This is a genomic window from Haloarcula sp. HT12 (assembly GCF_055271655.1).
The window spans coordinates 585,018-605,784 of the sequence record NZ_JBUXKW010000004.1; the positions used below are offsets into that span (position 1 = coordinate 585,018).

Here is a 20,767-nt window from a genome sequence, read left to right on the forward strand (position 1 = left end):
TCGCTCCCGACACGAAGCGGATTGCTGTGTATGAACGGATAGCTGCCCTCACCGACTCTATCCGGATATTGTTTCATAGTATTGTGTTTTATGGGCACAACTTCTGTTTGAAGCTAGCGCCTACAATCTGATGATGGCAACTGACATTGCATCCAAGGCCGGGACGACCGCGCCGAACGAACCCATTCGTATCGATGGAGAGGAGCAGCTCGAGACAGTCATCGACAAGCACGTACCGCTTCCCTGTCCGTATCCGGGGGAGGCTGGTCCTGCTGAACTCGTCGGACGGGAGCTTTCCGCTCTCGATCCACCCGGTGACCTGCTCAGTGAAGCCGAGTTCCCGATTGAGTGAGATGGGCCCGACAGCTCGTTTCGCCGATCAGCGATGACCTCGCTCGTCGTCGGTGGGTTCCTCGAAATCGATGTGGCGGTCGAGAGGGGGTCGGCTACACTGTTCCCCGCCTCGGACTGTCGGTGATTGACTCCGGGGGTGCATTTCCGCGGGCCTTTCTTGATGCTGGCTAGTGACAGGGACCATATGGACGACGTTGATTTCCTGGTTATCGGCTCCGGATCAGGCTTGGACGTGGCAAACGCCGCCGCGAACCGCGGGCAATCGGTCGCAGTCGTTGAGAAAGGCCCGCTCGGCGGGACGTGTCTGAACCGCGGGTGTATCCCGTCGAAGATGCTGCTGTACCACGCCGACGTGCTGGAAACTATCGAACGCGCTGGCGAGTTCGACATCGACGCCGAGGTCACCGGGGTCGACTTCGCAGACATCGTCCGGAAAGTAAACGAGGACGTCGAATCGGACTCGGAATGGATACGGAAGGGCCTCCGCTCGTCGTCGCGCCACGACCTGTTCGAGGGCGAGGGCCGTTTCGTCGACGACCGGACCGTCGAAGTCGTCAGCGGGCCGGACGAGGGCGTACAGGTTCGGGCCGAGACGGTGCTCATCGCCGCCGGCACGCGGCCGTCAGTTCCGAACATCGACGGCATCGACGACGTGGGGTACCTGACAAGCACCGAGGCACTCCAACTGGAAACGCCACCGGACCACCTCGTCGTCGTCGGCGGGGGGTACATCGCGGCCGAGCTCGGCCACTTCTTCGGGACGTTCGGCAGCGACGTGACGATCATCGGGCGGCGACCGAACCTTCTGCCGGAAGCCGACGAGGAGATAGCCCAGGCGTTCACCGAGCGGTACGCCGACCGCTTCACCGTCCACACCGGCCACGCGGCCACCGCCGTCTCAGAGGATGACGGGGCGGTCACCGTCAAGGCAAAGCCCTACGAGTACGGCGACGACGGCGGCGTTCAGGACGACGGCGGCGTGACCGTCACCGGGGACGAACTGCTCGTCGCTGCGGGGCGCAGACCCAACACGGACCTCCTGAATCTCGACGCGGCGGGCGTCGAGACAGACGACCGCGGCTTCGTCGACACTGACGAGTACCTGCGGACGACCGCCGACGGCGTCTGGGCGTTGGGCGACATCGTCGGGGAGTACCTGCTGAAACACAGCGCGAACCACGAGGCACAGGCCGTCGCTCGCAACCTCTTCGGCGACGACCTCGAACCGGTGGACTACTCCGCCATGCCGTTTGCCGTGTTCGCCTCACCCGAAGTGGCCGGCGTCGGCGCGCGCGAAGAGGAACTCAGAAACGCCGGCCGCGAGTACGCGACTCGAACGTACCAGTTCGACCAGACCGCTCGCGGCAGCGCGATGAAAGCCGACGGCTTCCTCAAGGCCATCATCGACCTCGACGGCGAGATACTCGGCTGTCACATCATGGGGCCAGAGGCCTCTGACCTGATTCAGGAGGTCGTCGTGGCGATGACGGCAGGGTCGGGCACGGTACAGGATATCCGCGAGTCAATCCACATCCACCCCGCGCTCTCGGAGGTCGTCCAGCGTGGGTTTTCCGGGCAGTTCAGCCGCGGCGACAGCGGACACTCGCACTGACCGGGGTACGTACGAGAGTCCCGCTGGGCGCGTTCGGTACACGTTCACAGTGCCTATTTATGCGGTACGTCCGTGGGAGGCGGTGTAATGCTCGTCGTTCACGCGGAGTTCCCCATCGACCCGGCAAAGCGCGAGGAAGCACTCGAACTGGTTCGAGAGCTAGCCGAACACTCGCGGGCGGAGGACGGCGTCATCGACTATCAGGTCGCGACGGACGTCGACGACCCGAACCTGTTCCGGTTCACCGAACAGTACGAGGACGAGGCGGCGTTCGGCGCCCACGGCGAAACCGACCACTTCGGGACATTCGAGGCGGCCTTGCCGGGCCTGCTCGCCGGTGAACCGGCGGTCACCCGGTTCGATGTCGACTCCGCGTCCGAAGTCGACCTGTAACAGCGCCGTCGCACCCGCCACGTAGGACCGCTGGCCCCCCGTCTAAGAGGGCGTCTTCAGCCACCACTGATAAACACTTGGTGCGAGCCCACCGCCGCTGCACGGGCCCGCTTGTAATATATCCCCAGGGGTGGTATTACGATACGTAATGACGAAAGCAGCCATCATCATCCTCGCAGGGACAGAGGGACACGAGAACCTCGGCCGCCTCGCAAACGGCCTCGAAGCGGCAAAGGAGTTCGCGGAGAACGACGAGGACGAGCTCGAACTTATCTTCGACGGGGCCGGAACGCAGTGGATTCCGGAACTCGAAGACGAGGACAGCGACTACCACGACCTGTACCAGACCGTCAAGGACGACACCGCCGTCTGTGACTACTGTTCCGGTGCGTTCGGCGTCGAAGACGCGGTCGCCGACTCCGGGCTTGTCACGCTGGACGACCACGACGGTCACCCCAGCATCCGCTCGCTCGTCGACGACGACTACGAAGTCATCACGTTCTAACCCCCGATAGGGGGGCGGTCACGTTCGATCACGCTGTGGCGAAACACGATGCGGCTTTATTCGAAGCCGTGCAAGTGCTTCACAATCCAGGGTTCGCTCCGACTTGAACCTCGGGGCGCTGTGGAGTCCATCTAAAACTTGACACCATATGATTCTGCCAGCCTCATGGACGTTCGTCGTGATAGTGACGGGAATCGTCCTCGTCGCCGGGGCGACCAACGGGCTCGCCGGGTTCGGTTTCGCCGTTGTCGGGACGATGGCGCTCGCGACGCTTGTTGACCCAGCGACCGCCGTCGTGTTCATGATTCTCCCGATCCTCGCGGTCAACATCTCGCTGGTTCGGGACCTCTCCCGGCGTGAACTACGGACCTGTAGCCAGCGGTTCGGACCCCTGATCGGCGCAGCGCTGATCGGGACCGTTGTCGGGATGGCTGTCCTCGATAGACTCCCGGAAGCACCGCTCCGTGTCGGACTCGGCCTGCTGACCCTGGGATTCGTCGCGACCGCACAGCAGCGGGTGCCCCTTCCCGGATGGGTGACAGTCGGCGGCAGTGACCTCGGGAAGACACCGCTGGCGATGGTCGGTATCGGCGGCGTTTCGGGGGCGCTGTTCGGCGGAACGAACGTCGGCGTCCAGCTCGTCGCGTATCTCCGGAGTTTCGGTCTTTCCCACAGCCTGTTCGTCGGCGTCGTCGCGCTGGTGTTTCTGGGGCTCAGCGCCACTCGGGTCGTCTTTGCCGGCGTATTCGGGCTCTATCCCAGCATGGCTATCGCTGGAGCGTCCCTCCTTGCGGCCGTGCCGGCCGTTGCCGGTGTCGTAGTCGGGAAGCGACTCAGGGTCGCTGTCAGTGAACGCGGTCGTCGCGCCGCCGTTCTGACTCTCCTATCGATTATCGGCTTCAAACTGATCGCCGATGGGCTTGGAATCGCGTAAGAAGCGGTATCATTTGTCCCTATCTCTGACAATCAACGAACGCGCGAAATTCGGTATGGCCCAGTAAGCGGCCGTCTGTCCGCTTCTTTCTCGATACGAGCGCATCATCGAAACGCCGTGGCCTTGCCAGAGTTGCATCTTATATGAGTCTATGGACCGTAACCGGGGCAATGAAAAACAGGTCTTCGACGCTTTCTCGACGGCGGTACTTGGCGGGGGCCGGTACAGCCGCGACACTGGGTCTGGGCGGCTGCCTTGGCCTCGGCGGCAGTGACGAAATAACGGTCGCATATATGCCGATATTCCCGGATCTCCAGTGGTTCGTGATGGAGGAGCAGGGGTACCTCGACGAGGTCGGCGCAACTATCGACGGCCGGGAGTTCACCGATGGCCCGGCCATCGTCCAGGCCTACGGCAGCGGCGAACTGGACGTGGCGATGTTCGGCATCGTCCCGTCGATGATCGTCATCGACAGGGGGCTCCCGGCGAAGGTGACGGCTGCGAACATCAAGGAGCCGATGGCGATCATGGTCCACGACGACCTCCGGTCGCTCTGGGACGAACACGGCAGCGACGCGTTCGAAGTCTGGGAGTCGGAACGGGGCCAGAAATTCCGCTTCGGGACCTTCCCACAGGGATCCGTTCCGGATGTGCTGTTGCGCTACTGGCTCCAGCAGGAAGACATCGACGAGTCGACCGTCGAGATTACCGAGATCAGCGGCGCAAACGCGGTGTGGCAAGCCATCGCCAACGATGAGATTGACGGCTCTTCGATCATGGAACCGGTCCCGACCCGTGCCGCGCAGGAAGACGTCCCCGTTCGGACGTTCAGGACTGCCGCCGACGTGATGCCGGGTCAGCCGGCCGCAGTGACGCTGATGAGCGACGAAGTCCGCGATTCGGACGTTGCAACGCAGTTCCTCGAACAGCACGTCCGAGCGACGGAGTTCATCCGGAACAACACCGAAGCGACGGCTGACATCGTCGAGTCCGGCATCGGGATGGCCGCCGACCAGGCGCAGTCGGCGCTCGAAGGCCCGCTCTCGAATTTCGTCACCGATCCGCGTGAAATCGAGAACGGGACGGAGGTCTTCTCGGAGTTCGCCAACCAGAACGGCCAGATCGACGAACGGCTCTCGCTCGACCAGATATTCGACTACAGCGTCTACGACACCCTATGATCGGGCGAGACGGAGGGCGCGACGATGGCAGTTGACTTCGGGGACGACGGCGAGTACGCCGACGTGGGTGACTCGCCGCTGTTCGACATCGACACGCAGCGGGCGCTCCGCGGTGGGGCCGGAGTGCTCGGGTTTCTCGTGCTCTGGTGGCTCGTGGCCCTGACCCAGCCGAGCTACATCCTCCCGACGCCGGCAGCCGTCGCGGAGACGTTCGTGTCCGAGGCCGCCTCCGGCGACATGGCGGTTGCGCTTCTCAGCAGCATCATCCACTGGCTTCCTGGCGCGGTCATCGGGACCGGACTCGGCGTCGCTGCGGGACTCGCGCTCGGCTGGAGTCCGTATCTCGACGATATCTCCGCCCCCGTCGTGCGGCTCCTCCGACCGGTGCCGCCGCTCGCGCTCATCGGCTTCGCGATTGCCTGGCTGGGGATCAACCACGCCGGGGCCGCGTTCATCATCGCTATCGGCGCGTTCTGGATCAACTTCTACGGTGCCTACGGCGGTGTCGAGGGCGTCTCGGACGACCTGCTGGATGTCGCCCGGAGCCTCGGCGTCCAGGGAGACCTCGAACTGATTCGGTCGGTCGTGATTCCGGCGTCGCTCCCGGAGATCACCACCGGCATCCGGACCGGCATCGGTCGCTGCTGGATGCTCGTCGTCGCCTCCGAAATCTTCGGCGTCGCCGGTATCGGACGTGAAATCCTTCGGGCGTCAAACAACCTCCGGGTCGACGTCGTCATCACCTACATCCTCGTGTTGAGTGCGATGTTCCTGCTGGTCGACACCGCCTTCAGGGCAGTTCAACGGAGGGCGCTCGCGTGGCGCTGACCGACGAAGCCGACCAGCCGCGGGTCCGCGTCGACGGCGTCGGCCGGCGGTACGACACGCCACAGGGCGGCGTCCAGGCGCTACAGGACGTGAACTTCGAGGTCACCGCCGGTGAGTTCGTCTGCATCGTCGGCCCTTCGGGCAGCGGGAAGACGACGCTGTTTCGCATCATCGCGGGGCTCGAATCCGCGACGGCAGGGACGGTGTATCTCGCCGGTGACCCGGTGGAGGGACCCGGGCCAGAACTCGGGCTCGTATTCCAGGAGTACCACCTGTTCCCGTGGCGCACTGTCTCCGGCAACGTCGGGTTCGGGCTGGAGAAGCAGGGCGTCGACAGCGAGCAACGAAAGCAGCGGGTCGGTGAACTGCTCGAACTGGTCGGCCTCGACGGGTTCGCGGACAGCTACCCCCGCGACCTCTCCGGCGGGATGAAACAGCGGGTCGCACTGGCTCGCGCGCTGGCTATGGATCCCGACCTCCTGCTGATGGACGAGCCATTCGGGGCCGTCGACGCCCAGACCAAGCGGATGCTACAGGACGAACTGCTCGACATCTGGTCGGAGACGGAGAAGACGATCCTCTTTGTCACCCACGACGTGGAGGAAGCGGTGAAACTCGCGGACCGGGTCATCGTTATGGGAACGGAGCCGGGCCACGTCCGAGAGATCGTCGCCATCGACATGGACCGGCCGCGGTCCCGGTCCGATGCCGCGTTCGGGGACTACTACGAGCGTGTCCTCGATCTCATTCATACGGATTAGTGTTGATTATCTTCGGATCACGCCGACCACGGGGTCGGGAGACACCGGTACATTGCGACACTAATCCGTATCAGTCGTGACCGCAGTACTGGGAACGGTAGCCAGTGACGCAGTTACCCGGAGGTCACTCAATCCTTAGTACCGTAGCGACACGAGGGCCTGTATGACGGATCCGTTCGTAGTCATCGGTGGCGACGCGGCCGGACTGAGCGCCGCAAGCAAGTTCAAACGCGAGGCACCGGACCGTGACGTGATTGTCTTCGAGAAAGGCGAGTGGGTGTCCTACGCCCACTGCGGAACGCCCTACTACGTGAAAGGGACCGTCGAGCGGCTGACGGACCTCCTCTCGCTGTCGCCCGAGAAGGCGGTCGAACGAGGTATCGACCTCCGTCGGAACCACGAAGTCGTCGGCGTCGACACCGACGCGGAAACGGTCACCGTCGCCCACAACGGCGAGTCGTTCAGCCAGCCCTACGGCGACCTGCTGGTCGCGACGGGCGCACACGCGGTGACCGGTCCGATACCGGGAGCGGAACTCGATGGGGCGTTCACCATGCACGGGCTCGATTCGGCCGCCGCGGTCCGCGCCGCGCTGTCCAAGCCTGGCGACTCTGCTGTCGACACGAGTATCGAGTACGTCGATACGTCGCTCGTCGAAAAGTACACGGACTGGGAGCCACCGGAGCGAGTCGCCGTCGTCGGCGGCGGCTACGTCGGCGTTGAGATGGCCGAGGCGTTCCGGGCCCACGATGTCGAAACGCACCTCTTCCAGCGGTCGGGCCATCTCCTGCCGCCGTTCGGGGAAGCGGTCGGTGAGCGCGTTGCCGACCACCTCCGAGAACATGGCGTACGGCTACATCTGAACACCGCAGTCGAGGAACTCGTCGGCGACGACCGTGAGCGCGTTTCGGCGGTTGTCCACGGCGACGGCACTACCGATGTGGACCTCGCGCTGGTCGGTATCGGCATCAGGCCGAACACAGCCCTCGTGGCGGACACGCCAGTCGAACTCGGGCCCTCCGGTGCGATAGCGGTCGACGAGTACGGGGCCACAAACGTCGACGGCGTCTACGCCGCCGGAGACTGCGCCGAGGACAGCCACGCCGTGACCGGCAAACCTGACTGGGTGCCGCTCGGACTGACCGCAAACCGGGCCGGTCGGGCCATCGGGCAGACCGTCGCGGGCGACCCCTCGCCCATCGGCGACATCGCCGGGACGGCCGTGGTCAAGGCGTTCGACCTCGAATGCGGTCGCGTCGGGCTCCTCGACCGCGAGCAGGCCAGCGCCGCCGGCTTCGACCCGGTGACTGCGACGGTCACAGCCGGCTCCCGGTCGGGGTACTACCCCGGCGGCGACGACACCGACGTGACACTCGTCGCCGACCGGGGGAGCGGTCGCCTGCTGGGCGGCGGGATCGTCGGGGAAGACCGGGCGGCGATACGTATCGATACGCTCGCGACGGCCATCGAAGCAGACATGACCATCGACGAGCTCGAACGGCTGGACCTGGCCTATGCACCGCCGTTCAGCCCCGTCTGGGATCCGGTGCTGGTCGCCGCGAAAGTGCTCAACGGACAGTTGGACTGATACGGACTGGTGTGACTGTGTCCCAAACGTACGCAGTAGTGCCATCAGTACCGATATGATGCCCGCCCATCCGACGCTGAACGAGGTCGTCGGCTTTGCCTTCCGGGATGTCCCGTCGTGGCTGTCTTCCTCCGTGCGGTCTACATCGGCTTCGGCCGCTCTGTTCGCGAGGGGCCTCAGCGAACGCCGAAGACCGCCCCGCAGCCCTTGCACCGCCAGATGTCGCGGAGCCCCGTTCCGATCCGAATCTGCGGCGGACCCTCGTCAGTCTCTTCGACCCCCATCTCGGGGACTTCCTCGTGCTCAACCTCGTCTGCGGTTTCGAAAAGCCTGTCACAGTTCTCACAACGTGGCATGCCCATTGGTAGCATTACACGTGTAATAAATTGCTAGTAACCCTCCACTCACCCGATTCCGGTTTTTCAGAGCCACATGGTGACGTAATCGGGAGCGAGGAAGCGAGGAGTGCAGACTGAACGGCCGGGATTACTCGGCTCGGAGCGTCACAGTCGCTTCACACCACTGGCAACAGCGAGATACAGCGGCAAGGCGAGTACGAGGACGCCACCGATCAACCCCCAATCGGTGAGTCCGAGCGGAACCGTCCCGAAGTAGGCGTTGAGGGGGGTGTACAGGACGGCGAGTTGGAGGAGTATCGACCCGCCCACTGCAAACGCCAGCCACCGATTGGACAGCGTCGGTGTCTCCCGGAGCCAGCGGATCACGTACAGCTTCTCGAATTCCAGGAACACGAACCCGGTGAATACCATCGTCATCGCGTACGGAGTGACTGCGGGTGCGCCGGCAAGCGAGAACAAGAGCAGTCCGAGCATCACGACCGTCGAAATGATGCCCGTACCCCCGATGAGCGCGAGCATATCGTGGTCGACGATACCACGGTCCGGGTCCCTGGGCGGTCGCTGCATCACGTCACTACTCTTGGGGTCGGCCCCGAGCGCAAGTGCCGGCAGCCCGTCAGTCAGTAGGTTGATCCAAAGCAACTGGACTGCCGGCAGGACGAGATAGCCAAAGAGCGAGGCGATAAACACGATGGCGACTTCGGCAACGTTAGCACTCAGCAGGTAGCCGACGAACTTCCAGACGTTGTCGAAGATCGCTCGCCCGCGCTCGATTGCCCGCTCTATCGTCGCGTAGTTATCGTCCAGTAAGATGACATCGCTGGCCTGTTTGGCTACGTCAGTCCCGCGCACGCCCATCGCGACGCCGATGTCGGCGTTTTTCAGCGCCGGTGCGTCGTTGACCCCGTCGCCCGTCATCGCGACGGTGTGGCCGTTCGCCTGCAGCGCCTGCAGGATCCGGACCTTGTGCTCCGGAGACGTACGTGCGAACACGTCGACCGACTCGACGCGGTCGCGGAGCGCTTCCTCGGAACACTGTTCGACGTCGTGGCCTTCCATCACGCGTTGGCCCAGACCGAGTTCGCCGCCGATGGCTGCGGCGGTCCGGACGTTGTCGCCGGTCACCATCTTCACGGCAACGCCTGCACGCTCGGTCGCCGCAATCGCGTCGGCGACCTCCTCGCGGGCCGGGTCGATCATGCCGACCAGCCCGGCAAAGAGCAGGTCGTCACTGACGTCGTCAGCATCGCCAGTCGCGTCGTCACGTTCGACTACGGTAGTATCCTCCGTGTACGCCACGGCAAGTACCCTGAGGGCGTCGTCAGCGAACGCGTCGACCTGCGCTCTGATCTGCTCGGCGCTGTCGGGCGTCAGGTCCGTCGGACCAGTCTCGGTTAGCACGCGGGAGCACTTCGAGAGGACTACTTCAGGCGCGCCTTTTACGTAGACCGCGTCATCGTGGGCGGTTCCCATCCACTTGCGCTCCGACGAGAACGGGATTTCGCCCGTTCTCGGGTTCTCTTTCCGGAGGCGTTCCACGTCGATTCCGGACGCATCGGCCGCCGCGACGATGGCCTGCTCCGTCGGGTCGCCCTCGTCGAGGGTCGCATCGCTACACAGGGTTCCTGCGCGGAGGACCGTTGTAACGCGGTCCGACAACGGTTGGCCGTCCATCCCGTCACGGTCGACGACGGAGTCATTGACCCAGATCCGGCTGACTGACATTCGCCCCTCGGTCAGCGTCCCGGTCTTGTCGGTACAGATGACGTCGACGGAGCCCAGCGCCTCGACGGCGGGCAAGCGCCGCACGAGCGCGTTCTCGTCGGCCATTTTCCTGACACCGAGGGCCAGCGTTAGCGTCACAACCGCTGGCAGTCCTTCGGGAACTGCAGCCACAGCCAGCGAAATCGCTGTGAGTGCCGCCTGGACCAGTTCGGTCCCCCGGAAGACCAGGAGGGGAATCACGAGTGCAGCGAGCACCACCACGCCGACGCCGAGCGTCCGGCCGAGCGTGTCGAGTTCCGTCTGCAGTGGTGTGTCAGTCTCCTCCGTTCCTGCGAGTTGGCGCGCGATGGCCCCGACTTCGGTATCCATCCCAGTCGCCGTGAGGACGGCAACGCCCGACCCGCGCGTGACGTTCGTCCCCTTGTACACCATCGAGTCTCGCTCCGCGAGCGGTGCGTCGGCGTCGACCGGGTCGGTTCCCTTCGAGACCGGCGTACTCTCGCCGGTGAGCGCTGCTTCGTCGACCTCCAGGGACCGACAGTCAATCAATCGTCCGTCGGCTGGGACGACGTCGCCGCTCTCCAGTTCGATAACGTCACCCGGGACGAGTTCGGTCGCGTCGACCTCGACGGACTGTCCCTCGCGCCGGACAGTCGCGGTTGGGGCGGTCAGTTCCCGCAAGGATTCGAGCGTTCCCTCTGCGCGGTAATCCTGAACGAAGCCGAACAGGCCGTTCCCGACCACGATAACGGCTATCAGTACTGCGTCGACAGCGTGTCCTGCCCACACGGAAAGCAGTGCCGCCGCAACGAGAACCCAGATAAGGACGCTATCGAACTGCGCGACGAATATGTCGAATGGGGTCCGTTTGCTCCCCCGCGCGATCTCGTTTTTCCCGTGTTTGTCGCGCCGCTTTCGGGCTTCCGACGCCGACAGCCCCCCAGACTCGCTGTTGAGCCCCGAGAGGACGTCGGCAGTCGATTGTGTGTGGGCGGCCTCGGACATAGAGTGGTGATCTACCGCTATGTTGATATGAGTTGGCCTCGTCGTCAAGGTGGGTCTTCTTTGTGACGCTATTTGCGCCGGGAGAGTGAGGTGTGGAACTCAGGCCAAACGCGCCCGCGGTGAGCAGGTAACGACAGGCTTTGATCCGGTATTTGGGCACTATATCCGCGAGGATTGCCTGTTCACGGCACTAGTTGTCACGTTCTCGAAAACAACAGCTAATCTATTGCGCTCCCCAATGATGAGCAGGTGCCGTGAGGACGCGTCTCGCGTTAGGTTTCGGTCCGCCCCGTTAGCTCATCCGGTACGAGGCGGTAGAATTCGAAGTCCACTTCGCGGAGCGGGCGTTCGAAGATGTCAATCATGGGCATGTCGACGTGTTCGAGTCCTTCCAGCGTTTCCGTCTCGATTCCCTCCTGTTCGACGTCTTCGAGCCGCCCGTTCGCGACCACACTTTGCCAACCCGTATCTGTCTCGCGATACGTCACGAACGTCGCTGGGCGGTCTGCGAGCTCACCTTTCGACCGCTCCGCACCGACAGCCAACCGGAAGTAGAAGGTGGTAGTCGGCGCGTCGTACCCGTATGAAACCGGCACTGAGTGGGGCGGCGCGTCGCCGGCGGCGAGCGAGAGGACGCCCGTGCCCCCGTTGTCCAGAAACGCGTCTCGTTCCTCGTCCGTCATCGTGACAGGGTTGTCCGCGGACATAGTTATTGACACGACAGGAGCAGCAATAAGTGCATGGTCGTGTCGCGTCTGAGTGGTGCCTGGCTGAGGGCATGACAGACGCCGTACTCACAGGTGGGAAAGGGGCTGCGTCCTGTCAGGACTCATCTACTCCCCGGTCTCGGGCGTTGATTGCCAGGACAGGCATGTCGGCGTGTCTGATGATCCGTTCTGTCGTGCTTCCCATGAGGAACCGATTGAGCCCGGTTCGACCGGTCGTCCCCATCGCGATCAGATCGATATCGTTCTCCGCAGCGTAATCGAGAATGTCTGACGCCGGGAACCCACTGACGACCTCTGTGACGGCTTCTACTCCGAACTCGCGTGCCCTCGTTGCGACCCGCTCGGTCGTTTTCTCACCTTGTGATTCCAGGGTGTCGATCAGGTCTTTCGGCAGCGTGTATTCGGACCCAGTCGCGATATTGTTGAGATTGACGACGTTCAGAGCGTGAATACAGGAGTCAAACTGCGCCGCAATCTCGCATGCGGGCTCAACTGCGGCCGTTGCGGGCTCGCTTCCGTCCGTCGGGACGAGGATATCATCGTAGGGAGCGGTGTCGCGACTCAGCTCGGTCGCACGGACGGTGAAAACGGGGACATCGGCCTGCCGAACGACGCTCTCTGTCACGCTCCCGGCGACGTACCGTCCGATACCCGTACGGCCGTGTGTTCCCATTGCGATCAGGTCCACATCGTTGTCGTCGCGGTACGTGCATATCTCGTCGACTGGGTCACCCTTGCGGATAGTCGTCTGTATGTCCCCAGGGACGTCCACGGCGTCCGTGATGGCCGCAATGGTGTCTTCGGCATCAGCCGTCATGCGGTCGAGTATCTCGTCTTCGAGATCGCCGTCGCTGAATGGCCCGCCCGCTGTTCGCGTATCTATAACGGCCAAGACGTGCAGAGTCGCGCTGAATGCACTGGCCAGGGCCGCCCCGTGTTCAGCGGCCCGGGCCGCGTGTTCGCTGCCGTCGGTCGGGACCAGGATTGAATCGAGCATTGCTGTGTTTACAGATCGTTGGTGTCAGTAAATAAATGCCAGTCGCGATTCTCGCGATACTGGAACTCCGGGGGCTGAGGCCGGGCCCGGATATCTGACAGCGTTGCCAACGGTTCGCACGAGTCGCCACCCCCAGTATAAGGGGAGCCGTAACAACTGTACGGCTATTACCAGAACCAGTCGGAATTCAGTTGAAACACGCCGTGTGAACCGCTATGGGTGTAGATCCCCTGATATAGACTGGTATCGCATTGTACCGGTGTCCGCCGACCCCGGGGTTGGAAATTATCGACAATAATCCGTCTGCGCGCCCACAGCGGACTACTGCGGGCCACCGCCTGTTTGCGCCTCCTCCGCCTCGCCCCAGCCGCCCGCATCAACTATTCCGAAGAGTTCGCCCCAGTTCTCCTCGTCCTCGCCTTCGGGGAGTTGGCCGCGGAGGTCTTCGAAATCGGCGGGTGGGACAACCGTATGTATCAGGTCAACAACGACGCGTGCGTGATACGCCGCGTCCGACGGGTCGGCTCCCGATATGTCGGCGACGCGGTCGACGAACTTCGTCCAGTCAAACCGCTGGCCGTGGTCGTGGACCGCACCGGTCATGTACCACTTGATTTCCATCGGGAGGGAGGCAGCGAAGTCCTCGGCGTTCTCTTCGGGGATGCGCTGCCCCAGGGGTAGCAGTGTCGCGCGGATCGCGCGAACGGCCTCACCGGTGCCGGGTAGTTCAAGCCTGTGCTGTATCTCGCCGGTGAACTCATCAAAGTCCATGTGTTCGTGTTGGCAGCGCAACAATAAAGAGCCCCATGGGACTTCTTACTGGCTGAAAACGAGCCGGTACACGTACTACCGGCCCAAGAGTAATGGGCGACTTCGTCAGTGAGAGCGCATCTGTTTTGTACTCCCTGAAACCCCCCGCTCTACTTTTTTTAGCTTGGGGTTGCATTCGTGATACGTAACTGGATGATCAGACGCGACCTATGACAATCGACCAATTAGAGGAGTACGGACTCGAACAGATGGACGACGAAGAGATTCGGGAATTCCTCTCCAATCACTCGACCGGAGTTTTAGGGCTTCCGACGACGGATGTCCCGTATCTGCTGCCCCTCTCGTACGGCTTTGACGACGGGGCCTGTCTCTATTTCACCTATCTCCTGGGCGAATCGAGTCAGAAGGCGGAGCTGACTGAGCAGGCCGGCCGGGGCCGCTTTCTCGTCTACGACATCGACACCGCGTTTGAGTGGCAGAGCGTGATGCTCGCCGGCGATATCAGTAGGGTTCCGGAGGACGAGTGGTCGGATATCACGGCGATGACCCAGAACGCCTGGCGACCAAACACGCTCCAGACGGCTACCACCTCCGGTGGGGTCGCACTCTATGAATTCGAGATAACCGAACTGGCGGGGATTCGACAGACTGGACTGGCACCCGGATTCAGAGAGAACATCGAGCCGTGACTGCCGCCAGATTGTGACAATAGATTATTACTGTTTGAGAATGGTCAGTGGATTGAAATAGGTGCCGATGCTCTCCTCTAGTATGTACGACACGATTGTGGTCGCAACGGACGGCAGTGCTGATGCGAACCGCGCAGCGACGCACGCGCTTGAACAGGCCGAGCAACACGGTGCGGAGCTACACGCCGTCTTCGTTGTCGATACAGACCGACACGCCGAGCCAGCCCTGAGCAGTATGGAACTGGAAACCATCGAAGTCGAAGAATGGGGGAACGATGAGCTCGCGGAGATCGCTGAGAGAGGGGACGGGCTCGGCGTTGAGGTCACCACTCGATGCTGTCACGGGAAACCGTATGTCGAGATTATCAGCTATGCCGACGAAGTCGACGCCGATCTGATCGTGCTCGGATACCACGGCCACTCTCACACGGAGACCGACCAGATCGGAAGCGTGACCGACCGGGTCGTCCAGAACGCGGGACGGCCGGTTCTGGTGGCTACCTAAGCGACAGCTCCGTCCGTGCGACCAGCCCCCGGTAGAACTGTACTGTACCCGGGTGTCCGGCGTAGGTTTGGGTTCAGGCGCGACAGCGGCTTCTACCGAAACCGATTCCAGTGGACCCGACCGAACTGTGACCAGAGAGATGTTCCAACCCACGGCCGACTGGATTGGTCCCGGCCAGTCGGCAATCTTACTCGCCATCCTAGTCCTCTCCACGCTCGGAACGCTGGCGTTGTTTCTCGTCGCAGCGGCCAGTACGTCCCGACGCCGGTCTCGGCCGTACGTTCTGTTGACCGTCGCTATCGGGCTGCTGGTCCTTCGATCCGTGGTCGGCATCGGGACCGTACTCGGTGCTGTCCCGATGGTGGTACACCACCTCACCGAACACGGGTTCGACTTCCTCATCGCGCTGCTGGTGTTGAGTGCGATCTATGCAGTCGCGCCGCCGAGTGTCCCCGACTGACCGGCGTTTCGACGGTCGCACCATGAACCATTTGGTGTCGTTCAGTGTACTGCCTAGTATGTCTGAACATGCAATAGGTCTGACACGGCGGTGCTTTCTGGTCGGGACCGCGACGGTCGTGTCGCTCTCGGGGTGTCTGGGGACCAGCGAAGAGGTGGAGCCAGTCAGTATCGAGAGCGGACAGAACTGTGACCAGTGTGGGATGGTCATCGACCAGCACCCGGGTCCGGTCGGGCAAACGTACTACCAGGACAACACGCCGGAGGGGCATGACCCGCCGGCACGGTTCTGCAGCACGGTCTGTACGTACCGGCACCGGTTCGCCAAGGAACAATCGGGGTGGACCCCTGCGGAGACGTTCCTGACCGACTACAGCGTACCCGACTACGAGATCCGGACCGACGGGGGCAAGACGATCATCTCTCGACATCTGGAGGCTGGCGCCTTCGCCCCATCGGGGCAACTCACCGTCGTCGCGAACTCGGAGGTCGAGGGGGCGATGGGGACCGCTATCGTCCCGTTCAGCGACAGCGCGGACGCCGAGTCGTTTGCCGAGGAGTACGGGGGCCAGACCCTCCCCGCGGAGGATATCACGCGGGAACTGGTCGGGGGAATGTAGACGCGTTCCCGCGCGGTGAGAACGTCCGATACCCTGTTGTCTCGGTGGATATGAAGCTGTACTGAAGACCATGTCCACGGTTACCGAGCAGGTGCGTTCCCACGTCGAGACGAAGCCGGGAGTCCACTTCAACGCGCTTGCGGCAGACCTCGATATCGCGACGGGCCAGGCACAGTATCACCTGCGGAAGCTCCGCCGTGCTGGCGACATCGTCGTCGAGGAGATCCAGGGCAAAACCCACTATTACAGCCGGGAGTACGACCCTTGGGAGCGGCGTGTACTCGCGTTCGCTCGGCGTGAGACTGCGCGGACGATCATCCTTCACCTGCTGGAATCGGGGACCCTGTCGGCAGACGAGCTGTCCGACCGATTGGGAGTCGCCCGCAGTACCGTCTCCTGGCACGTTTCGGCGCTGGCTGAGGCCGGGATACTCGAGAAATCGTACGGCGAGCGGGGGCGTGTCGTCGTGTCCCTGACCGACCCTGACGAGACACGGCGGCTGCTTGCGGCGGTCCGTCCGTCGCTCACAGACCGCCTCATCGAACGGTTCACCCGGCTGGTCGACGACGGGCTTGGGGCCGCGCCGGACGACGGGTAAACACATACTCTCGGGTGTAACGATGGAGATGTCATGCAACGCTTCACAAGGTATTGTTTTCGGTGAATATAACAGGAAACAGCCGCTCAGTAGGTGTGCGAACACACCGTTACAAATCATGTTTTGAGGGGTTACAAAGTGCGATACGCACTTTATCGTTAGAGACGCTGACTATCACGACGGTTAACCCGTGTCTCTCGGCAATATTCCGTATGCGTTCCGGAGCGTTTTCGGGGTTCGCATTCACGGTAACACTGCCCGGTATGAGATCACAAATCCGTATTAAGAGCGACTGGTGCTCACGTTTCAGTTCCCCCTTCCGTGCAATCTCACCGGTCACCCATTCTCCGGAGAGTCCCGGTACAGCGGTCGTTCCGCTATCGAACTCGAACCCAGTATAGCCCGCGTCCCGTAGTTCCTTCTTCACCCCTTCCCAGTCCATCAATAGTTGTCTAATCGGGCGAAGATGGTAACTCCTTGTCCTGTACAGACCAACAGATGGCTTCTGTAGAGATTCGGTTGCTGGTCACAGAGACTGTAATGGGCCGTGGCCCGTGGTGTGGGACCCGGGGTTACCTGGCAAGGGTAACAATAATCCATGAGACCGATTGGCACGATAATCACGACCGGCACGAGGCAAGTCAGTTCAATCTCGTTCTGAGTCGCCTGGGAACCGGTCTGTGCCGCCTCTAATGCCTAAGAATCTATCCAACAGTACAGCCTGACCAAACCTGATATCTAATGTAGGTTGCGACGAAAGTCTCTCGTATCTCACAGGACTATCTAACATCCACTCACCTATGGTTACAGATACAGACGGCATTCATCATATCACGGGGATCGTTCGCAATGCTCAAAAAAACCTCGGCTTCTATAGAGATGTCCTCGGTTTACGTCTCGTCAAGCAAACGGTAAACTTCAACGAGAAGTTCACCCGGCACCTCTTCTATGGGGACAAAACCGGCTCGCCCGGCACCGTCTTGACGTACTTTCCGTATCCCGCCGAAGACGATGGTCGCCCCGGGAAGCCACAGATCAGCACCGCCTCGCTGACTATCCCGCCGAATTCAGTGTCATACTGGCGAGAGCGACTCACGTCACACGGTGTCTCGTTTGAGGGACCATTGGACCGATTCGACGAAACTGTCATCCAATTTTCCGACCCGGACGGCACGCAACTTGAACTCGTCACAGGCGAGTCAGACGTGACACCATGGACGGGCGGTCCGATACCGGCCCAGAACGCAATTCGTGGAATCCACGGCGTAACCTTGCTTTCGACACACGTCTACGTCACTGCCAGCGTACTAGATACATTGGGATTCGAACTCCTTGATCAAACGGGCAGTAGGGTCCGATATCAGGCACAAGGGAATCGTGCGACTGTCGTCGATCTCATAGACCAGGACGCTGAGTTTGGCCGTGAGGGTGCTGGATCCATCCATCACGTCGCTATGCGTGTCCCTACGGAAAATGAGCTCTACGAATGGCACGATCTCTTTCGAGAGCGTGGATATGACGTGTCACGAGTGAAGGACCGTCATTTCTTCCACTCGCTGTACGTCCGCGAACCCGGTGGAATTCTGTTCGAACTCGCCACGGAAGAGCCGGGACTCACAGATGGGGACGAACTCGACACGCTCGGGCAATCACTGTTTCTCCCGCCATGGCTCGAAGAGGACCGCGAGATGATTGAGGGACAACTACAGCCACTCGATCTCTCTCCTGTTATGGAGACTAACTAATGGGACAAGACGCTGGTCCAACCCGGTCACCCGAGAATCCGCATCATGGGCAGCCCATTGAGACGGCGGGCGCACCACCACCAGTAGCTGAGACCGCTGTCGTGATGCTCCACGGTCGGGGATCAACGGCAAAGCGTATTCTCACGCTCATCGATGAATTCCTGCATCATGGGGCTATGTATCTTGCCCCGCAAGCGGCAGAACGGTCTTGGTATCCTCGCTCAGGGTACACCCCGATCGATGACAATGAACCGTGGTTCTCCTCGGCACTCGATCACGTAGCGGGTACAATCGAAATGGCTGCTGCTGCTGGAATCGCACCCGAACGAACGCTTCTGTTCGGGTTTTCGCAAGGCGGATGTCTCGCGGGTGAATTCGTTGCCCGTAATCCCCGACGCTATGGCGGACTTATTGTATTATCTGGAAGCCTACTCGGAGAAAAAACTAACAAAGAGTACGAAGGCTCCATCGATGGAACCCCAGTATTTTTCGGCTGCAGTGCCGACGATCCCTACGTTTCTGCTGAGCGCGTCCAGGACTCGGCACGGGTATTCGAACACCTTGGGGGCGATGTGACAAGCAATTTCTACGATGGGCTAGGACACGAGATTAACGACGACGAGATCCGGACGATCAATACATTTATTGAACAACTGAGTGGTACACCACATTCCTAGACCCAGAAGGTTGTCTGATTTCGAAAGATACGCGACGCGAGGGTTTCGTGACCCCGGGGCGATTCATGGGAAACCCAAGTAAGTCCTCAAATATAACAAGTTGGTCCATACCACTGTATTTGCGTTGACCCTTCGGAAAACGGTACTAGCGAACCAGGACACAAATGAAAGGCCATAATACGTCTCAACTGTGATTTCCGACAATGATTAGCGATACTCGCTGGTGGAAATCCGATGAATGATTCACAAACAGATATTCGTGCTTACACCCTTCGGTTGGAGTTAGTGGACGAACCAGGAGAGCTGCTTCGCTCCCTCAAGCCAATCGCCGAAAATGGGGGGAACCTCCTTTCTATTTTCCATGAACGTGGAAACGTCACTCCCAGGGGACACATCCCTGTCGAAGTCGATGTTGAGGCAACACCAGACCGTTTTGAGACAATTGTTGACGGACTCCGTGACGCAGGAATAAACGTCATTCAGGCGGGCACTGAACGATATAGCGAGGGTTTGACTATAATACTATCTGGCCATCTCATCGATACTGATCTTTCAGATACGCTTTCACAGATTCAAGAGACCAAGTATGCAACAGTGACTGATATCTCGTTAACAGCGCCACAAGGAGCAACAGATATCTCCAGTGCCCGATTGAAATTGGCGACCGAATCGGGCTCAACATCGGACGTCTTGGAATCAATTCGCCATATTGCGGATGAGAAGGAACTGCGTTTAGTTGAACCACTGACTACTGGAGGCGACGTATGAGAGTTGGCCTTATCGGTGTTGGTGATGTTGGCTCTGCTGTCCTCGAACTCTCCAGTGAATATGGACATACAGTTACAGCCGTCGCTGACTCAACAAGTGCAGTCGTTGAGCCAGATGGGGTCAATGTTTCAGAAGTATTGTCTTCGAAGCGTACGGACGGTGTAGTTGGGAGTGAGAACCCTGAAGCGGCATTGGAAGGGCCTTATGATGTTCTTGTCGAATCAACGCCGACGACTCTCGGCGACGCTGAGCCCGGGTTTTCTCACGCCAGTATTGCTCTCCAACGGGATCGCCACGTTGTGCTTGCGAACAAAGGCCCAGTGGCAGAACGCTATCAAGATCTCAGGGATCTTGAAGCAGACAGTGAGGGTACTGTTCGGTTTGGAGCAACTGTTGGCGGCGCAATACCGGTCATCGCCACAATAGAGGATTTCGGGCCAGATCGGATCTCCTCGTTACGTGGCGTGTTGAACGGAACTGCAAACTTCATTTTATCCCGGATGGCTACCGAAGGACTTGATTACGAACACGTTCTTGCGGAAACACAAGATCTCGGTGTCGCAGAGGCGGATCCTAGTTTCGATGTGAATGGGATCGACGCCGCACTCAAAGGAGTAATCATTGCAAATGTCCTTGAGCAAGAACAGAGCTTCTCCCTGGAGGATGCAGAAATTGAAGGAATAGAAAACCTCCCCGGGACCATGCTGGATTTGGCTCAAGAAGATGGTCGCACCATCCGGCTTATCGTCGAAGTTACTAACGGAACAGTTCGAGTTGGTTCCCGTCTACTACCCGACAACGCTGACCTCGCTCCTGTTGGGACACGTAACGCGGTCGGAATTGAAACCAACTCCGCCGGGCAGCTCAATCTTTCAGGTCGAGGAGCAGGAGGGTTTGAGACAGCGAGTGCCGTCCTCTCAGATATTGAACGCCTCTCAGAATAGCTCTTTCAAATTTCGAGTGAA

At 60.9% G+C, this 20,767-nt stretch carries 24 protein-coding genes; 18 read left to right on the top strand and 6 right to left on the bottom strand.

Features of this window, described 5'->3' with window-relative positions; translation table 11 throughout:
- Positions 1 to 133 precede the first annotated feature (133 nt).
- From ACY9XZ_RS15840 to ACY9XZ_RS15880, 9 genes are all read left to right on the top strand, one after another.
- Positions 134 to 352 (top strand): hypothetical protein, encoded by a 219-nt coding sequence (locus tag ACY9XZ_RS15840; RefSeq protein ID WP_463457987.1) that lies wholly within the window; start codon positions 134 to 136, stop codon positions 350 to 352.
- Between the two features lie 186 nt (positions 353 to 538).
- Positions 539 to 1,966 carry a dihydrolipoyl dehydrogenase gene (locus tag ACY9XZ_RS15845; RefSeq protein WP_463457988.1) on the top strand — a complete coding sequence of 476 codons (1,428 nt, stop codon included), beginning with the start codon at positions 539 to 541 and terminating at the stop codon, positions 1,964 to 1,966.
- 87 nt (positions 1,967 to 2,053) lie between these two features.
- Positions 2,054 to 2,359 carry a putative quinol monooxygenase gene (locus ACY9XZ_RS15850; protein ID WP_463457989.1) on the top strand — a complete coding sequence of 102 codons (306 nt, stop codon included), beginning with the start codon at positions 2,054 to 2,056 and terminating at the stop codon, positions 2,357 to 2,359.
- Positions 2,360 to 2,507: 148 nt separating this feature from the next.
- A complete protein-coding gene (locus ACY9XZ_RS15855; protein WP_463457990.1) occupies positions 2,508 to 2,864 on the top strand; it encodes a DsrE family protein in 357 nt (118 codons plus the stop codon).
- A gap of 148 nt (positions 2,865 to 3,012) precedes the next feature.
- Positions 3,013 to 3,798, top strand: a complete 786-nt coding sequence (locus ACY9XZ_RS15860) for a TSUP family transporter (RefSeq protein ID WP_463457991.1) — start codon at positions 3,013 to 3,015, stop codon at positions 3,796 to 3,798.
- A gap of 170 nt (positions 3,799 to 3,968) precedes the next feature.
- Complete coding sequence (locus ACY9XZ_RS15865) at positions 3,969 to 4,979, top strand: ABC transporter substrate-binding protein (RefSeq protein ID WP_463457992.1); 1,011 nt, start codon at positions 3,969 to 3,971, stop codon at positions 4,977 to 4,979.
- A 24-nt stretch (positions 4,980 to 5,003) separates the two neighbouring features.
- Entirely contained in the window at positions 5,004 to 5,807 is an 804-nt protein-coding gene (locus ACY9XZ_RS15870) for an ABC transporter permease (protein WP_463457993.1), read from the top strand.
- Positions 5,804 to 6,568 (top strand): ABC transporter ATP-binding protein, encoded by a 765-nt coding sequence (locus ACY9XZ_RS15875; RefSeq protein WP_463458100.1) that lies wholly within the window; start codon positions 5,804 to 5,806, stop codon positions 6,566 to 6,568. Before ACY9XZ_RS15870 ends, ACY9XZ_RS15875 begins: the two co-directional genes overlap by 4 nt.
- A gap of 163 nt (positions 6,569 to 6,731) precedes the next feature.
- Positions 6,732 to 8,156: an FAD-dependent oxidoreductase gene (locus tag ACY9XZ_RS15880; protein ID WP_463457994.1), complete on the top strand. Its 1,425-nt coding sequence runs from the start codon at positions 6,732 to 6,734 to the stop codon at positions 8,154 to 8,156.
- A gap of 176 nt (positions 8,157 to 8,332) precedes the next feature.
- On the opposite strand, the gene ACY9XZ_RS15885 is transcribed toward ACY9XZ_RS15880, so the two are convergent.
- The 5 genes from ACY9XZ_RS15885 to ACY9XZ_RS15905 all read right to left on the bottom strand — a co-directional run bounded on the left by ACY9XZ_RS15885 (position 8,333) and on the right by ACY9XZ_RS15905 (position 13,741).
- Positions 8,333 to 8,512 (bottom strand): hypothetical protein, encoded by a 180-nt coding sequence (locus ACY9XZ_RS15885; RefSeq protein WP_463457995.1) that lies wholly within the window; start codon positions 8,510 to 8,512, stop codon positions 8,333 to 8,335.
- Positions 8,513 to 8,659: 147 nt separating this feature from the next.
- A complete protein-coding gene (locus tag ACY9XZ_RS15890; protein WP_463457996.1) occupies positions 8,660 to 11,245 on the bottom strand; it encodes a calcium-translocating P-type ATPase, PMCA-type in 2,586 nt (861 codons plus the stop codon).
- Positions 11,246 to 11,517: 272 nt separating this feature from the next.
- Complete coding sequence (locus ACY9XZ_RS15895) at positions 11,518 to 11,952, bottom strand: pyridoxamine 5'-phosphate oxidase family protein (protein WP_463457997.1); 435 nt, start codon at positions 11,950 to 11,952, stop codon at positions 11,518 to 11,520.
- A gap of 115 nt (positions 11,953 to 12,067) precedes the next feature.
- Positions 12,068 to 12,970, bottom strand: a complete 903-nt coding sequence (locus ACY9XZ_RS15900) for a universal stress protein (protein WP_463457998.1) — start codon at positions 12,968 to 12,970, stop codon at positions 12,068 to 12,070.
- A gap of 321 nt (positions 12,971 to 13,291) precedes the next feature.
- A complete protein-coding gene (locus tag ACY9XZ_RS15905) occupies positions 13,292 to 13,741 on the bottom strand; it encodes a DUF2267 domain-containing protein (protein ID WP_463457999.1) in 450 nt (149 codons plus the stop codon).
- 209 nt (positions 13,742 to 13,950) lie between these two features.
- Between ACY9XZ_RS15905 and ACY9XZ_RS15910 the strand changes: the two genes are divergently transcribed.
- From ACY9XZ_RS15910 to ACY9XZ_RS15930, 5 genes are all read left to right on the top strand, one after another.
- Positions 13,951 to 14,430, top strand: coding sequence for a pyridoxamine 5'-phosphate oxidase family protein (locus ACY9XZ_RS15910; RefSeq protein ID WP_463458000.1), 480 nt, complete (start codon positions 13,951 to 13,953; stop codon positions 14,428 to 14,430).
- 82 nt (positions 14,431 to 14,512) lie between these two features.
- Positions 14,513 to 14,935, top strand: a complete 423-nt coding sequence (locus ACY9XZ_RS15915; protein ID WP_463458001.1) for a universal stress protein — start codon at positions 14,513 to 14,515, stop codon at positions 14,933 to 14,935.
- Positions 14,936 to 15,074: 139 nt separating this feature from the next.
- A complete protein-coding gene (locus ACY9XZ_RS15920; protein ID WP_463458002.1) occupies positions 15,075 to 15,395 on the top strand; it encodes a DUF7471 family protein in 321 nt (106 codons plus the stop codon).
- A gap of 58 nt (positions 15,396 to 15,453) precedes the next feature.
- Positions 15,454 to 16,014, top strand: coding sequence for a nitrous oxide reductase accessory protein NosL (locus ACY9XZ_RS15925; protein WP_463458003.1), 561 nt, complete (start codon positions 15,454 to 15,456; stop codon positions 16,012 to 16,014).
- Between the two features lie 70 nt (positions 16,015 to 16,084).
- Entirely contained in the window at positions 16,085 to 16,612 is a 528-nt protein-coding gene (locus ACY9XZ_RS15930) for a winged helix-turn-helix transcriptional regulator (protein ID WP_463458004.1), read from the top strand.
- Between the two features lie 109 nt (positions 16,613 to 16,721).
- On the opposite strand, the gene ACY9XZ_RS15935 is transcribed toward ACY9XZ_RS15930, so the two are convergent.
- Positions 16,722 to 17,054 carry a hypothetical protein gene (locus tag ACY9XZ_RS15935; protein ID WP_463458005.1) on the bottom strand — a complete coding sequence of 111 codons (333 nt, stop codon included), beginning with the start codon at positions 17,052 to 17,054 and terminating at the stop codon, positions 16,722 to 16,724.
- Positions 17,055 to 17,412: 358 nt separating this feature from the next.
- Here ACY9XZ_RS15935 and ACY9XZ_RS15940 point away from each other — a divergent pair, with 358 nt between their 5' ends.
- The 4 genes from ACY9XZ_RS15940 (at position 17,413) to ACY9XZ_RS15955 (ending at position 20,746) form a co-directional block, all read left to right on the top strand.
- Positions 17,413 to 18,357, top strand: coding sequence for a VOC family protein (locus tag ACY9XZ_RS15940; RefSeq protein WP_463458006.1), 945 nt, complete (start codon positions 17,413 to 17,415; stop codon positions 18,355 to 18,357).
- Positions 18,357 to 19,034, top strand: a complete 678-nt coding sequence (locus ACY9XZ_RS15945) for an alpha/beta hydrolase (RefSeq protein WP_463458007.1) — start codon at positions 18,357 to 18,359, stop codon at positions 19,032 to 19,034. The genes ACY9XZ_RS15940 and ACY9XZ_RS15945 overlap by 1 nt, the downstream gene beginning before the upstream one ends.
- Before the next feature lie 234 nt (positions 19,035 to 19,268).
- On the top strand, positions 19,269 to 19,802 hold the full coding sequence (locus ACY9XZ_RS15950) for an amino acid-binding protein (protein ID WP_463458008.1): 534 nt from the start codon (positions 19,269 to 19,271) through the stop codon (positions 19,800 to 19,802).
- Positions 19,799 to 20,746 (top strand): homoserine dehydrogenase, encoded by a 948-nt coding sequence (locus ACY9XZ_RS15955; protein WP_463458009.1) that lies wholly within the window; start codon positions 19,799 to 19,801, stop codon positions 20,744 to 20,746. Before ACY9XZ_RS15950 ends, ACY9XZ_RS15955 begins: the two co-directional genes overlap by 4 nt.
- Positions 20,747 to 20,767: the final 21 nt, after the last annotated feature.